Source organism: Candidatus Pelagibacter sp. (assembly GCF_052048095.1).
Classification (GTDB): Bacteria; Pseudomonadota; Alphaproteobacteria; order Pelagibacterales; family Pelagibacteraceae; genus Pelagibacter.
In genome coordinates, this window is the sequence record NZ_JBNAKG010000001.1 from 817,908 (window position 1) to 831,703 (window position 13,796).

General features: G+C 27.7%; 16 protein-coding genes. 8 read left to right on the plus strand and 8 right to left on the minus strand.

Translation table 11 applies throughout. The features are described from left to right. Positions 1 to 31: 31 nt before the first annotated feature. The 5 genes from ACTT9P_RS04250 to ACTT9P_RS04270 are packed head-to-tail and all read right to left on the minus strand — an operon-like array spanning position 32 to position 5,258. Complete coding sequence (locus tag ACTT9P_RS04250) at positions 32 to 823, minus strand: indole-3-glycerol phosphate synthase TrpC (protein ID WP_440909455.1); 792 nt, start codon at positions 821 to 823, stop codon at positions 32 to 34. Beyond that, positions 816 to 1,808, minus strand: coding sequence for an anthranilate phosphoribosyltransferase (gene trpD / locus ACTT9P_RS04255; RefSeq protein ID WP_440909456.1), 993 nt, complete (start codon positions 1,806 to 1,808; stop codon positions 816 to 818). The genes ACTT9P_RS04250 and trpD overlap by 8 nt, the downstream gene beginning before the upstream one ends. Beyond that, a complete protein-coding gene (locus ACTT9P_RS04260) occupies positions 1,808 to 2,380 on the minus strand; it encodes an anthranilate synthase component II (RefSeq protein ID WP_440909457.1) in 573 nt (190 codons plus the stop codon). Before ACTT9P_RS04260 ends, trpD begins: the two co-directional genes overlap by 1 nt. Continuing rightward, complete coding sequence (gene trpE / locus ACTT9P_RS04265; RefSeq protein WP_440909458.1) at positions 2,380 to 3,840, minus strand: anthranilate synthase component I; 1,461 nt, start codon at positions 3,838 to 3,840, stop codon at positions 2,380 to 2,382. Before trpE ends, ACTT9P_RS04260 begins: the two co-directional genes overlap by 1 nt. Next, the gene (locus ACTT9P_RS04270) at positions 3,837 to 5,258 is read right to left on the minus strand and encodes a SurA N-terminal domain-containing protein (RefSeq protein ID WP_440909459.1); all 1,422 of its coding nucleotides are present in this window, start codon (positions 5,256 to 5,258) and stop codon (positions 3,837 to 3,839) included. The genes trpE and ACTT9P_RS04270 overlap by 4 nt, the downstream gene beginning before the upstream one ends. Before the next feature lie 56 nt (positions 5,259 to 5,314). Between ACTT9P_RS04270 and tpiA the strand changes: the two genes are divergently transcribed. Genes tpiA through ACTT9P_RS04310 form a run of 8 tightly spaced genes read left to right on the plus strand, consistent with a single transcriptional unit; the run spans position 5,315 to position 11,742 of the window. Beyond that, positions 5,315 to 6,052, plus strand: coding sequence for a triose-phosphate isomerase (tpiA, locus tag ACTT9P_RS04275; RefSeq protein WP_440909460.1), 738 nt, complete (start codon positions 5,315 to 5,317; stop codon positions 6,050 to 6,052). A 6-nt stretch (positions 6,053 to 6,058) separates the two neighbouring features. After that, entirely contained in the window at positions 6,059 to 6,358 is a 300-nt protein-coding gene (gene secG / locus ACTT9P_RS04280; protein WP_440909461.1) for a preprotein translocase subunit SecG, read from the plus strand. A 40-nt stretch (positions 6,359 to 6,398) separates the two neighbouring features. After that, positions 6,399 to 8,015: a CTP synthase gene (locus ACTT9P_RS04285; RefSeq protein ID WP_440909462.1), complete on the plus strand. Its 1,617-nt coding sequence runs from the start codon at positions 6,399 to 6,401 to the stop codon at positions 8,013 to 8,015. Then, complete coding sequence (gene kdsA, locus ACTT9P_RS04290) at positions 8,012 to 8,836, plus strand: 3-deoxy-8-phosphooctulonate synthase (RefSeq protein ID WP_440909463.1); 825 nt, start codon at positions 8,012 to 8,014, stop codon at positions 8,834 to 8,836. Before ACTT9P_RS04285 ends, kdsA begins: the two co-directional genes overlap by 4 nt. Next, on the plus strand, positions 8,837 to 10,093 hold the full coding sequence (gene eno, locus ACTT9P_RS04295) for a phosphopyruvate hydratase (RefSeq protein WP_440909464.1): 1,257 nt from the start codon (positions 8,837 to 8,839) through the stop codon (positions 10,091 to 10,093). Next, positions 10,093 to 10,395 carry an FtsB family cell division protein gene (locus ACTT9P_RS04300; RefSeq protein WP_440909465.1) on the plus strand — a complete coding sequence of 101 codons (303 nt, stop codon included), beginning with the start codon at positions 10,093 to 10,095 and terminating at the stop codon, positions 10,393 to 10,395. The genes eno and ACTT9P_RS04300 overlap by 1 nt, the downstream gene beginning before the upstream one ends. Continuing rightward, complete coding sequence (gene lipA / locus ACTT9P_RS04305; protein WP_440909466.1) at positions 10,385 to 11,305, plus strand: lipoyl synthase; 921 nt, start codon at positions 10,385 to 10,387, stop codon at positions 11,303 to 11,305. The genes ACTT9P_RS04300 and lipA overlap by 11 nt, the downstream gene beginning before the upstream one ends. Next, complete coding sequence (locus ACTT9P_RS04310; RefSeq protein ID WP_440909467.1) at positions 11,305 to 11,742, plus strand: type II toxin-antitoxin system RatA family toxin; 438 nt, start codon at positions 11,305 to 11,307, stop codon at positions 11,740 to 11,742. The genes lipA and ACTT9P_RS04310 overlap by 1 nt, the downstream gene beginning before the upstream one ends. Here ACTT9P_RS04310 and ACTT9P_RS04315 read toward each other — a convergent pair. From ACTT9P_RS04315 to ispF, 3 genes are read right to left on the minus strand one after another with little or no spacing between them, the layout of a single operon-like run. Beyond that, a complete protein-coding gene (locus ACTT9P_RS04315) occupies positions 11,739 to 12,197 on the minus strand; it encodes a CinA family protein (RefSeq protein WP_440909468.1) in 459 nt (152 codons plus the stop codon). The two genes, ACTT9P_RS04310 and ACTT9P_RS04315, sit on opposite strands and share 4 nt — an antisense overlap. A 1-nt stretch (position 12,198) precedes the next feature. Further along, the gene (locus tag ACTT9P_RS04320; RefSeq protein ID WP_440909469.1) at positions 12,199 to 12,699 is read right to left on the minus strand and encodes a phosphatidylglycerophosphatase A family protein; all 501 of its coding nucleotides are present in this window, start codon (positions 12,697 to 12,699) and stop codon (positions 12,199 to 12,201) included. Continuing rightward, positions 12,692 to 13,795 carry a 2-C-methyl-D-erythritol 2,4-cyclodiphosphate synthase gene (gene ispF, locus ACTT9P_RS04325; RefSeq protein WP_440909470.1) on the minus strand — a complete coding sequence of 368 codons (1,104 nt, stop codon included), beginning with the start codon at positions 13,793 to 13,795 and terminating at the stop codon, positions 12,692 to 12,694. Before ispF ends, ACTT9P_RS04320 begins: the two co-directional genes overlap by 8 nt. Between the last annotated feature and the right edge of the window lies 1 nt (position 13,796).

A 13,796-nucleotide genomic window follows, 5' to 3' on the forward strand; every position in this document is an offset into this window, starting at 1 on the left:
AAAAAAATAAGTAAAATAGGGAATTATTTAACTATAAAATTGAAAAAATGGAGTTTTTTTCTAAATCTTTCAAAAGTGATTCACCAATTAAAAAAGTTTTAATATTTGTTTTTGTCTGAAGATCTGAAACCTCATCTTTTGTTTTAATTCCACTTTCAGAAATTAGAGGTTCTTTATGTTCTTTAAGCGCATCATAAATAGCGTAGGTTGTATTTATATCTGTTTTTAATGTTTTTAAATCTCTATTATTAATTCCAATTAAAGCTTCTTTAAAATGTAATGCTTTTTTTGCTTCTTCCACTGTATGAACTTCAACAATCACCGACATATTATACCTTAAAGCTTCTTCATATAAATTATAAGCTAAATCATCACTAACACCCGCAAGAATTATTAAAATAGCGTCAGCACCATAGCTTTTTGCAAGTGGTATTTGAAACTTATCAATAAAAAAATCTTTGCAAAGAATAGGTAGTTTAAATTTATCTTTAATTTTACTGATATGGATTAAATTTCCCAAGAAAAATTCTTCCTCAGTTAAAACAGATAAACAAGTTGCTTTCTTTTCATAATAGATTTTAGCAATATCAACAGGATTATAATCATTAATAATTACCCCAGCTGAAGGACTTGCTTTTTTAATTTCAGCAATAAGTGATGTTTTGTTTTCTTGGATATTTGTTTTTATTTTTTCTTTAAAATTAATATAACTTTTATTTTCTTCAATAAGTTTCGTAAGGTCTTCAATTTTTGTAGTTTTCTTTATTTCATCAACTCTCTTAATTTTTTTAGAGATTATTTTTTCTAGTATGTTTTCAGACATTTTGTATTTTTTTTAAATGATCAAAAGCTTTTTTAGATAGAATATGTTCTCTAGCATTTTTATAAGCATCATCGAAATTTGAAAACTTTTCACTAACTATCAATCCAGCTGCTGCATTTAAACATACCGCTTTAGAAAAATCACTATCTTCACCTTGAAATATATCTATTATTTTTTTTGAATTAAATTTAGCATCGTCACCAACTAAGTTTTCAAATTTATCTGCATTGATACCAATTTTTTTTGGATCAATTGTAATTTTTGTTATTTCACCATTTTTAAGCTGCACAACATTTGTTGGAGCATATGGAGATATTTCATCTAATCCATCTTCACTATTTACAATCCAAGCAAACTTTATTCCTAAATTTTTTAACCCATTTGCAAATATTTCTAATAATTTTTTATCAAATACACCAACGATTTGTCTTTGAACAAGAGCAGGGCTACTTAAAGGTCCAATCATATTAAAGATAGTTCTTTTTCCAATTTTTTTCCTCGTAGGCCCAACATATTTCATTGCACTGTGATAGTTTGGTGCAAACATAAAACCAAAGTTGTTACTATTAATTGAGTTTTTTATTTCATTAGGTTCTAAATCAATTCTAATTTTTAGTTCTTCAAGTACATCACCAGATCCACATTGTGAGGAAACAGCTTTGTTGCCATGTTTTGCAATCTTGATACCCATACTTGCTAACAATAAAGCAGATGCTGTTGAGATATTTAAAGTATTCATTCCATCTCCACCTGTTCCACATGTATCTACACAATCTTCAACATTTACTCTTTTAGATTTTTCTCTTAAAACAAACACACCTCCAGCTATTTCATCTGCTGTTTCACCTTTTTCAGATAATAGTGTTAAAAATTTATAAATCTCTTCATCTTTAGCATTACCAGACATCAATATATTAAATACTGATTTACTTTCTTCAAAAGTAAGGTTTTGTTTCTGCTTAATTTTTTCTAAAAATTCTTTCATTAGTTTTTATAATTTATAAAGTTTTTTAATAATTTCATTCCAACATTAGTTTTAATACTTTCAGGATGGAATTGTACACCGTGAATATTGTACTTTTTGTGTTGAATTCCCATAATTATTCCATCTTCTGTTTCAGCTGTAATTAATAAATCTTTGCTCATATTTTTCTTATCAATTATTAAACTATGATACCTAGTAGCTTCAAACTTATTAGGAATATTTTTAAAAATACCCATATTTTTTGATATGATTTTACTTGTTTTTCCATGCATTAATTTTTTAGCCTGAACAATCTTACTCCCAAAAGCTTGTCCTATGGTTTGGTGCCCTAGACAAACACCAAATATTGGTAATTTTTCTTTTAGATTTTTCACAATTTTTAAACAATTTCCTGCCTGATTAGGATTACCTGGGCCTGGAGATATTACAATTTTTTGATATCGGTTTTTTAATATTTCTTTAGATGTAATTTCGTCATTTCTAATAACATCCACCTTCGTCTTAAGTGATGAAAGATAATGATAGAGGTTAAATGTAAAACTATCGTAATTATCTATTAATAATATTTTCATTATCTTAATGCGTTGATTAAAGCTTTAGCTTTATTTACTGTTTCTTCATATTCTTTAATTGGTTTACTATCAGCAACTATTCCAGCGCCTGCTTGAACATAAAATTTATTCTTTTTAGCAACTGCCGTTCTTAATGCGATACAAGTATCAAATTCACCATTAGCTGAAAAATAACCAATACCTCCAGCATAAACTTTTCTCTTAGTATTTTCTAATTCATCTATTATCTCCATAGCTCTTATTTTAGGTGCACCAGAAACAGTTCCAGCAGGAAAACCAGCTAAAAGAGATTTAAATTTTGAAAACTTTTTATCATATTTACCAATTACATTAGATACTATGTGCATTACATGTGAGTATCTCTCTATAATAAAGCTTTCTGTAACCTTAACTGTATTAATTTTTGAAACTTTACCCGCATCATTTCTACCCAAGTCTAATAACATTAAATGTTCAGATAATTCTTTTTTATCTTTTAATAGATCCTTTTCAAAAAACTTATCTTCTTTAGTAGTTTTACCTCTTGGCCTAGTACCCGCTATGGGTCTAACAGTTATATTTCCATCTCTTAATCTAACTAGAATTTCAGGACTTGCTCCTATAATTTGAAAGTCACTAAAATTGAAATAAAACATAAATGGAGAAGGGTTCGTTAATCTTAATTTCTTATAAATTTCTAATGGTTTTTTAGTAAGATTTGCTTCAAATCTTTGGCTTAGGACTACTTGAAAGATGTCACCAATTTTAATGTATTCTTTCGCTTTATTAACCATACTTAGAAAACGTTTTTTTGGAGTATTGGATTTTACTTTAACAACTTGATTTGATTTGATTTTAGTATCTTGATCAATAGAAACAGAAGACTGATTAATAATTTGATTTATTTGTAATTTAATTTCTTCAAATTTTTTCTGATAATTTGAAATTTTTTCATCCTTAAAAACATTAATAATGTAGTGAATTTTTTTTTTAAGGTTATCATGAATGATTAATGTTCTAGGTCTTAGCAACCTTACATCTGGTAAGTTAAGATCGTTCTTACATTTATCTGGAATACGTTCAATATATCTAATTGAATCATAGGAAAAATATCCAGAAATTAATGAACATATTGGAGGAAGATTTTTAGGTGTTTCAAATTTAAATTCCTCAATAATATTTTCTAATATCTTATTTGGCTTACCTTTAAGTTTTATCTTTTTATTATTTTTTATAAGATAAGATTGATTGCCATTAAATTCCCAAATTTTATCAGGATCTTTCCCAAAAATTGTATATCGACCTCTTATTTTACCTTTCTCGACAGACTCGAAAATAAAACTATTTTTTTCTTTTAGAAAATTATCAATTAGATTTAAAATAGCTTTGTCATCTTTGACATTTTTAGAGCTAAAGATAACTTGATTTTTTTTGCTTCTGTGTCGAAACTTAAAATCTTTGAAGCTTCGGTTTATTATCATTTGAAATAATTTTTAACTCTTTCCAAAGTCTTTTGATTAACATCAACAGTATATTTTTCATTCAAATGTGTATCGTAAGATCTAAGAATATTTTTTCTATCATTTGATAATTGAGTTGATGAGAATGTTTTGTACTCATCACTGTTATAATCGATAATTTGTTCTGATATATTTTCAATTTTTGCAAGATAAATATCTTCTTTATTATTAATCAATGTAAATGACCCAACTGGTAAAGAGTATAAAACTTTGATTGAGTTAATATCAAATTTTTTATTATCTTTAATCGAGTTTAAGGTAGTTTCCTCAACAAGATTTTTCCCTAATTCATTAAATTTTGAATTATCAAAAGACTTATCACTTATTTCTTCTAAAATTTTTCTATGAAAATCAAATTTATTTTTTTCAAAGACCAGTTTTTTCATTTCCGAAGCAGATTGCTCATTGTTTAAATCTGGTGCTTTTGATTCCGTTTTATCAATAGTAAAAAAAATAAAGTCATTCTTATTTTCAATCAATCCAACCTGATCAAATCTATTAGCAAATATTTTGTCTTCTATTTCTTTTTGATTTTCTGACAGTGAAAAATCTTTTACTTTAACAATTTCACCTTCCAGTTCTAGGTTAGAGAATATTGTTTTAAAATTTACATTTTTTGAAATTTCATTTTCAATAAAATCAATCTTATCAAAAAAATCTTGATTAAATTCATCTATACCAATCAGATTTTTTGGATTTATAAGCACATACTTAAAATCAATATGTTCTTTATTTAGTTGTTCTTTATTTTCTTCAACAAAATTTTCTATTTCCGTTTTTGTAATATCACTTTCCTTTTTATATAAAGTTTTTAGAGGAAAAAATTTTAAATCCAATTTATTGTTTGTTTCTTGATAATTTTTATCAATTAAAAATTTAGGAGTTACAGACCCTGCTCCTATATAATCAAATAATTGTTTTTGTTTTTCTCTGTCTGATAAAGCAATTTCAAATGCTGGGGCAGACATATTGTTTGTTAATAAAAACTTTTCATATTCAGTTCTTTGAAAAATATTATTTTCATCTAAAAAACTCTTATTATTTTTAATTTTTCTTAAAAGTGTTTGCTCGGAAACAATAATATCAAAATCTTGTATTTCTAAATCTAATAAAGTTGTTGAAACTAATGTTGATAGTAATTCTTCAAGAATACCTTCATTCATTTTCTCTTGAATTGTTTTCCTGTTTACACCAGAAGTATTTAGATAATCTATAAAATCTTGTGTAGAAACGTTTGTTTTATTAATTTTGGCAATGTTGTTTGTATTTCCACTGTTAAACATACTTCCCATTCCCCAGAATACAAAAGGGATGATTATTATAAAAACTAAAACTCCAGCGAGTTTTGTTTTTGCAAAATTTCTTAAACTTCCAATCATGGCTTTATAAATATATTGATCTATAAAAAACAAAGCTATAGATTAAATTTTCCATTATGACAAATAAATATATGTATTTTATAGCCAACTGGAAAATGTTTGGTGATTTCAAGTCATTAAAACTAGTGGATAAAGTAATCAGTTTTTCAAAAAAATTTAAAATTAAAAATTATAAGGTTGTTTATGTTCCTCCTCACACTTTAATTTGCCCTATGGCGCAAATGGTGAAAAAAACAAAAATTGAAGTTGGTGCGCAAAACTGTCATCATCAAAATGATTATGGAGCATTAACAGGATCAATTAATGCCAAAATGATTAAAGGCGTTGGAGCAAACTATGTAATTCTTGGTCATTCTGAAAACCGTCAAAGAGGAGAGTCTGATAAATTAATAAACTTAAAAATTAAAACTGCATTAAATAATAATTTAAAAGTAATATTTTGTATTGGTGAAACTATTAAAGAAAAAAAAAATAATAAAACAAATCTGGTATTATCAAGACAATTAAAACTTGGACTACAAGGTTTAAAATTTAATAAAAATCTAATTATTGCGTATGAGCCTGTGTGGGCTATTGGTAGTGGCATGATCCCCACATCAGAGGATTTATACAAAACAATAAATTTTATTAAAAGCAAAGTAAAAAAAAGTGTAAAAGTTTTATACGGCGGTTCTGTAAATGATAAAAATATTACAGAATTAAAGACAATAAATAATATTGATGGGTATTTAATAGGAGGAGCCTCTCAAAACTCAAAGAAATTCATTGATATAATAAAAAAAACATATAATTAACCCCACATGGAAAACATATTATTAGTACTAAACATAATTTTTGCATTAATTCTTGTTTTGTTAGTATTGGTTCAAAAATCTGAAGGTGGAGCTCTGGGGATAGGGGTTTCTCAGGAAAATTTTATGTTTTCAAGATCTGCTGGTAACTTCATGACAAAAGCAACAGCAATTGTTGCTACTCTTTTTATTATTTGCAGTCTTGCACTTACAATTGTTTCAAGAGGCGAGTTAACACCAACAAGCTCAATATTAGACACTGTCGAAGAACAGGCTGAAGATACGCCTGCTATTCCTGAGAATAATTAATCCTTTTCATTTCTGTTTTTAAGGTCTATAAGATAATTCCATGGCGCGATATATCTTTGTCACCGGCGGCGTGGTTTCTTCTCTTGGTAAAGGTCTCTCTTCAGCATCCCTTGCATATTTATTACAATCAAGAGGTTATAAAGTTCGTTTACGAAAATTAGATCCTTATTTAAATGTAGATCCAGGAACTATGAGTCCATTTCAACATGGAGAAGTTTTTGTAACTGATGATGGTGCGGAAACAGACTTAGATTTGGGTCATTACGAAAGATTTTCAGGTGTAACAGCAAAGAAAACAGACAATATTACAACTGGTAAAATTTATAGCGATGTTCTTAGAAAAGAAAGAAAAGGAGAATACCTTGGAAAAACAGTTCAAGTTATTCCTCACATCACAGATAGAATTAAAGAGTTTATAAATCACGATACATCAAAAGAAGATTTTATTATTTGTGAAATAGGTGGAATAGTAGGAGACATAGAAAGTCTTCCATTCGTAGAAGCAATAAGACAATTTTCAAATGATATTGGAAAAAGAAACGCTTTATTTATTCATTTAACTTTAGTTCCTTATTTAAAAGCATCAGATGAAATAAAAACTAAACCAACTCAGCATTCAGTTAAAGAATTAAGAAGTATTGGAATTCAACCTGATATTATTATTTGTAGATCAGAAAGAGCAATTCCGTTGGAACACAGAAAAAAAATATCTTTGTTTTGTAACGTTGATATTAAAAATGTTATAGAAACTGTTGATGTTAAAACCATTTATGAGGCACCAATTAGTTTTGCAAAAGAAAAACTAGATGTTCAAGTTTTAGATTATTTCAAATTAAAATCTAAAAAATCAAATAACCTAACCCCTTGGAAAAAAATAACTCAAATTACTCTTAATACAAAAAGACATGTTAACATTGCAATTATTGGTAAATATGTTGAACTAAAAGATGCTTACAAATCTTTAGATGAGGCACTTACCCATGGTGGCATAACTAACAACCTTAAAGTAAATTTAGTTAGAATTGACTCTGAAAAATTAAAAGTTTCAGAAATAAAAAATAAACTCAAAAATGTTTCAGGAATTTTAATTCCAGGTGGATTTGGCAAAAGAGGAACAGAGGGTAAGATTGAAGCTATTAAACATGCCAGAATAAACAAGATACCATTTCTTGGTATTTGTTATGGTATGCAAATGGCGATAATAGAGTTTGCAAGAAATCAATTAAAAATTAAAAAAGCAACTTCATCTGAGTTTGATAAAGGAGGCATTCACATTGTTGGCTTAATGCATGAATGGGAGAAAAGTGGAAAAAAAATCAAAGGAACAGATAAAGATTTAGGTGGAACAATGAGGCTGGGTTCTTATCAAGCTATTTTAAAAGATAAATCAAAAATTAAGGATATTTATAAGTCTAAATTAATTAAAGAGAGACATAGACATAGATATGAAGTGGATATTTCGTACAAAGAGAAATTTGAGAGCAAAGGTCTAATATTTTCAGGTTTATCCCCAGATAATAAATTACCAGAAATCATTGAACTTAAAAATCACCCTTGGTTTATTGGTGTTCAGTTTCATCCAGAATTTAAATCTAGACCTTTGAACCCACATCCATTATTCTCATCTTTTATCAAAGCGGCGAAAAATCATAAATGAGTGCGATTAAAGTAAATTGTGAAAATATAGAAATTTCTAACAATAATAAGATTTGCATTATTGCAGGTCCTTGTCAGCTTGAAACCGAACAACACGCGATGGATATGGCAGGCAAGATAAAGGACATAACTTCCAAATATAACCTTGGATTTATTTACAAAACTTCTTTTGATAAAGCTAACCGAACAAGTCTAAAAGGAAAAAGAGGAGCAGGGTTAGAGGCATCACTACCTGTTTTTGATAAAATAAAAAAAGAATTAAATGTTCCAATTTTAACAGACATTCATAATGCTGAACAATGCACAATTGTTTCAGAACATGTTGATGTTTTACAAATCCCAGCATTTCTTTGCAGACAAACAGATCTCTTAATAGCTGCTGCTAAAACAAATAAAATTATTAATGTTAAAAAAGGTCAGTTCTTAGCCCCATGGGATATGGTAAATGTTACAAAGAAAATTTCAGATTCTGGAAATGATAAAATATTAGTAACCGAAAGAGGAGCAAGTTTTGGCTACAACACTTTAGTGTCTGACATGAGATCATTACCTATAATGGCTAAAAATGGTTATCCGGTAATTTTTGATGCAACTCATTCAGTTCAACAACCTGGTGGACAAGGTGAAGCTAGCGGTGGACAAAGAGAGTTTGTAGAATATTTAGCAAGAGCAGCTGTTGCAGTAGGAGTTGCTGGAGTATTTATAGAGACCCATCAAGATCCTGACAACGCTCCTTCTGATGGCCCCAATATGGTGCCATTAAATAAGTTAGAAGATCTTTTAAAACAACTTAACGACATTGATAATCTTATTAAAAATTAAGTGAGTAAAATTACAAAAGTTAAAGCAAGACAAGTTTTTGATAGCAGAGGCAATCCAACTGTAGAAGCTGAAGTTTATGTTAAAAATCAGAGTGCTAAAGCTATTTGTCCATCGGGAGCCTCAACTGGAACTTATGAAGCATATGAAAAAAGAGATACTAAAAATAAAAGATATTTAGGAAAAAGCGTTTTTTCAGCTGTTAATTTAGTTAACACTAAAATTTCAAAAGCATTAAAAAATAAAAGTATTTACGATCAAGTAAGAATAGATGAAATATTGATCAATCTAGATGGCACAAGACAAAAAACAAGATTAGGAGCTAATGCAATTTTAGCTGTATCAATGGCTGCTAAAAAGTTATCTGCAAAAGTAAAAAAAATACCTTTGTATAAATCTTTTTATATAACTAAAAATTTTCAATTACCTTATCCATTAATGAACATAATTAATGGTGGTGCGCACGCAAATAATGGTCTGAGAGTTCAAGAATTTATGATTAGACCCGATAGAGCTAAATCATTTTCTGAAGCCATGAGAATTTGTTATTTGGTAATTAAAAATCTTAGTAAATTAATTACAGCAAAAGGATTGTCGACTTCAGTAGGTGATGAAGGAGGTTTTGCGCCAATGATCGATAGTAACAAACAAGCTTTAGACTTAATAGTTTTAGCGATTAAAAAATCAGGTTTCAAAAATGGTAAAGACGTTTCTATATGTTTAGATGTTGCGGCAAATGAATTAATTAAAAAAGATAAATATTCGATCCATTCTAAAAAATATATCTCTGTAGATCAATCAATCAAAGAATATAAAAAAATGATTGATAAATATAAAATCAAATCCATAGAAGATCCTTTTGGTGAAAATGATTGGGGCGCTTGGAACAAACTTATGAAAGCAACAAAAAAAGTTCAAATTGTTGGTGATGATCTTTATGTTACAAATCTTGAAAGACTTAAAAAAGGTTTTTTAAACTTATCTTCAAATTCAATTTTAATAAAATTAAATCAAATTGGAACAGTTTCTGAAACATTAGATGTTATTAAGTTTGCTCAAACAATTGGATTTAAAACAATCATTTCTCACAGATCTGGTGAAAGTGAAGATACTTTCATTGCTGATTTAGCAGTTGGAACAAATTCAAATCAAATCAAAACTGGATCTTTAGCTAGATCAGAAAGAGTTGCTAAATATAACCAATTATTGAGAATAGAAGAAGAACTTGGAAAAAATGCAAGAATGAATAAAATTCATTAATGCTCAATAAATTAAAAAAAAATTACTTCATAATAGTTTCATTTTTTTTGATCTTGTATTTTTTTACTAATTTATTATCTGGAGATAGAGGTCTTTTCTCTTATTTTGAAAAAAAAGACCTACTAAATAAACTTGAAAAAGAAGAAATGTTAATAACAAAACAAATTAAGGACACTAGTTTTAAAAACTCACTTTTAAGTGATAATTTTGATTTAGATTTTGTTGAAATACTAATTAGAGAAAAGTTCCTTTTTGGAAAAAAAGGTGAAAAAATTTACATAATTAAATCAAATGAAAAATAGACATCCTGAGAAAGTAAATAGACCTGTTAATCCAATTAAAAAAAAACCAGAATGGATTAGGTCAAAGCTTTCAAATAGCAAAGAATTTTTTCTAACTAAAACAATCGTTAATAATAATAATCTTGTAACAGTATGTCAGGAAGCTAACTGTCCAAATATTACAGAGTGCTGGAGTAAAAGACACGCAACATTTATGATCATGGGTGATACCTGTACTAGAGCTTGTGCATTTTGTGATGTCAAAACAGGAGTACCAGGAAAATTAGATGAATTAGAGCCAGTTAAAATTGCAGAAGCAGTAAAAAAATTAAATTTAAGACATGTGGTGATTACCTCTGTTGATAGAGACGATTTAGAAGACGGTGGTTCTAATCATTTTTTTGAAGTGATTAACCAAACTAGAAAAACGAACCCAAATACAACTATCGAAGTTTTAACACCTGATTTTTTAAGAAAAGGTGAAGCCTATAAAAAAGTTTTAGAGGCAAGCCCAGATGTTTTCAATCACAACATTGAAACTGTCCCAAGTTTATATTTAAAGGTTAGACCAGGGTCTAGATATTTTGCATCATTAGAACTTTTAAAAAATGCAAAACTTCATGACAAAAATATTTTTACCAAATCAGGTATTATGGTTGGATTAGGTGAAACACGAGATGAAATTTTACAAGTGATGGATGATTTAAGAGCTGCTGATGTAGACTTTTTAACAATTGGTCAATATCTTCAACCATCAACAAAACATTATCCTCTTGATAGATATTATGATCCTAAAGAATTTGAGGATTTAGGTAAAATTGCAAAAGCAAAAGGTTTTCTTTTAGTTTCATCATCACCATTAACTAGATCGTCGTATCATGCTGATGAAGATTTCTCTAAGTTAAAAGAAAATAGATTAAATAGTCATTAATGCCCAAGGCATCAGTAAAAAGAATTATAGATAAAAAAAAAGAGAAACTTATCGAGTTTGTTCTTGATATAGAAAAATATCCTGAGTTTATTCCTTTTTGCTTGGGCTCCAAAGTTTATGATAGAAAAGAAAAAGGAGATAAAATTTTTATAATTGCAGATCTTACAATTGGTAAGGGCCCGTTTAATGACACTTACAAAAGTGATGTAAGATTTGATAAAAAAACTGATACAATTAATGTTACAAACATTGAGGGTCCGTTAACTCATCTACAAAATAATTGGAAGTTTGTTGAAAAAAATAATATGACCGAAGTTTATTTTGATGTTGACTTTGAAATTAAAAATAAATTTCTCAATATGTTAATGGAAAAATCATTTGAATATGGCTTAAACAAAATAGCTGATGCTTTTCAAGATAGAGCTGAAACAATTTAAATTAAAGAATTAACTAATTCTAAAGATTTTTTAACAGTTGCTTTTTGAATAGCGTTTCTCGTTTTTTGTTTAAATATATTCTTAGTTATTAGCAATTTGTTAGATTTCTTAATCCCTATATAGACAAGTCCTACAGGTTTTGCCTTGGTTCCGCCATTTGGTCCTGCTATACCAGTAATTGATACATTTATTTGAGCTTTTGAAAGTTTGGATAAACATTTTACCATTGCTTCACAACATTCTGCACTAACGGCACCATGTTTTCGAATTAATTTTTTATTAACTTTTAAAATATTAATCTTTGCATCATTAGAGTAGGTCACCAAACCTAGATTGAATACTTTAGAGGCTCCACTTATAGATGTAAGAGTTGATGCTAGCATTCCACCAGTACAAGACTCAGCAAAAGAAATTTTTAGTTTTTTTTGTTGAAGTTTTTTAACAATATTTTTCATATTAGATGAAGCTTTTAACTACCATAAAACATATTAATGATAAGACAACATAGAAGCCCGCACAAACATCATCCATTACAACGCCAAAACTATTTTTATGTTTTTTATCAAAATAATTTACTGGGAAAGGTTTTTTGATATCAAAAAATCTAAAAAGTAAAAAGCAGATTGCATAAATAAAAATTGCTTGATCTGTAGCTTTTTCTGTTCCGTGAGAGATTTCATATAAATATATTGGTATTGCCTGTCCTATAAATTCATCAATAATTATTTCACCAGGGTCTTTGTTATCACTATCTTTTGTATGATTTTTTATTGCTATGAAAGAATATAAAAAAGTAATTATCATGATGAAAAGAATTATATTTGATGAAATATTTAATATATGAAAACAAAAAAATAATAATAATACAGTGGCCAATGATCCAAAAGTGCCTGGAATAAATCCTATACGACCTAACCCAAACATTGTGACAAATAAAAAATTAAATTTTTTAATCATATTTTGAAATTGAAACAATAACCTCACAAGCAATTGCTTTTTCTTTTCCAATTAAACCTAACTTTTCTACAGTTTTACCTTTTAAATTAATTAAACTTTCATCTATATCTAATAATTTTGCTAATGATTTTATTATTTTATTTCTATGATTAGATACTCTTGGCTTTTCACAAATTAAATTTATATCGATGTTATTAAAATAGAAATTTCCTTTATTAAGTTTCTCTATTATTGGTTTTAACATTTTTGGCGATCTTATATTCTTAAATTTATTATTGTTGCTTGGAAAATGTGTGCCAATGTCTTTTTGTCGTAAAGCACCTAAGATAGCATCTGTAATTGAATGCAAAATTACATCTCCATCAGAATGACCTTGGAGACCCGAGTGAAATGGAATTTTAATTCCACCCAAGAAAAGAGTTTTATTCTTCACTAATTTATGAATATCAAAACCTATTCCCATAAAGTTTTTCGTTGAATTTATATCCTCAATAAAAGTAATTTTATTATTATTATTTTCTCCTTTAATGAATTTTACTTTTTTATCTGTTTCAACAAAAAGTGTTGCTTCATCTGTAATTTTAGCTTTTTGTTTAATTGCAAGTTCATATAAATCTTTAAATCTAAAAGCCTGGGGTGTTTGTGTTAAATATGAATTATCTCTATTTAAATTATATATCTTATTTTTTATTTTATATTTTAAAGAGTCTCTAGAATTTAAAGCAGGTATAACAGCAATATTGCTTTTTAAATTTTTGGTTAAATCTTTCAATAGTTTAATAGAAAAATTTGGTCTAGCAGCATCATGAATTAATACATTTTTAATGTTAAATTTTTTTAAAAATCTTAAACCTAATAAAGATGAGTCTGATCTTTCTTTCCCGCCCTTAATAACACTAATTCTTTTATCATTAATTTTGATTCTTTTTGGGTTATCACTTACTAGGACTATTTTATTAAATAACTTTGAATTTAATGCCTTCTCAATTGAATGAATATAAATTGGCTTATTTTTATATATATTATATTGCTTAGGTATTTTTGACTTAAACCTTTTGCTTTTTCCAGAAGCTAATATTATAAGAGCGCAATTCATT

Coding starts and splice junctions, on each gene's coding strand:
- lipA (WP_440909466.1), top strand. CDS start 10,385: ATGAAAAATAGACATCCTGAGAAAGTAAATAGACCTGTTAATCCAATT.
- ACTT9P_RS04300 (WP_440909465.1), top strand. CDS start 10,093: ATGCTCAATAAATTAAAAAAAAATTACTTCATAATAGTTTCATTTTTT.
- kdsA (WP_440909463.1), top strand. CDS start 8,012: ATGAGTGCGATTAAAGTAAATTGTGAAAATATAGAAATTTCTAACAAT.
- ACTT9P_RS04310 (WP_440909467.1), top strand. CDS start 11,305: ATGCCCAAGGCATCAGTAAAAAGAATTATAGATAAAAAAAAAGAGAAA.
- trpD (WP_440909456.1), bottom strand. CDS start 1,808: ATGAAAGAATTTTTAGAAAAAATTAAGCAGAAACAAAACCTTACTTTT.
- ACTT9P_RS04270 (WP_440909459.1), bottom strand. CDS start 5,258: ATGATTGGAAGTTTAAGAAATTTTGCAAAAACAAAACTCGCTGGAGTT.
- ACTT9P_RS04250 (WP_440909455.1), bottom strand. CDS start 823: ATGTCTGAAAACATACTAGAAAAAATAATCTCTAAAAAAATTAAGAGA.
- tpiA (WP_440909460.1), top strand. CDS start 5,315: ATGACAAATAAATATATGTATTTTATAGCCAACTGGAAAATGTTTGGT.
- ACTT9P_RS04285 (WP_440909462.1), top strand. CDS start 6,399: ATGGCGCGATATATCTTTGTCACCGGCGGCGTGGTTTCTTCTCTTGGT.
- ACTT9P_RS04315 (WP_440909468.1), bottom strand. CDS start 12,197: ATGAAAAATATTGTTAAAAAACTTCAACAAAAAAAACTAAAAATTTCT.
- ispF (WP_440909470.1), bottom strand. CDS start 13,795: ATGAATTGCGCTCTTATAATATTAGCTTCTGGAAAAAGCAAAAGGTTT.
- ACTT9P_RS04260 (WP_440909457.1), bottom strand. CDS start 2,380: ATGAAAATATTATTAATAGATAATTACGATAGTTTTACATTTAACCTC.
- secG (WP_440909461.1), top strand. CDS start 6,059: ATGGAAAACATATTATTAGTACTAAACATAATTTTTGCATTAATTCTT.
- ACTT9P_RS04320 (WP_440909469.1), bottom strand. CDS start 12,699: ATGATTAAAAAATTTAATTTTTTATTTGTCACAATGTTTGGGTTAGGT.
- trpE (WP_440909458.1), bottom strand. CDS start 3,840: ATGATAATAAACCGAAGCTTCAAAGATTTTAAGTTTCGACACAGAAGC.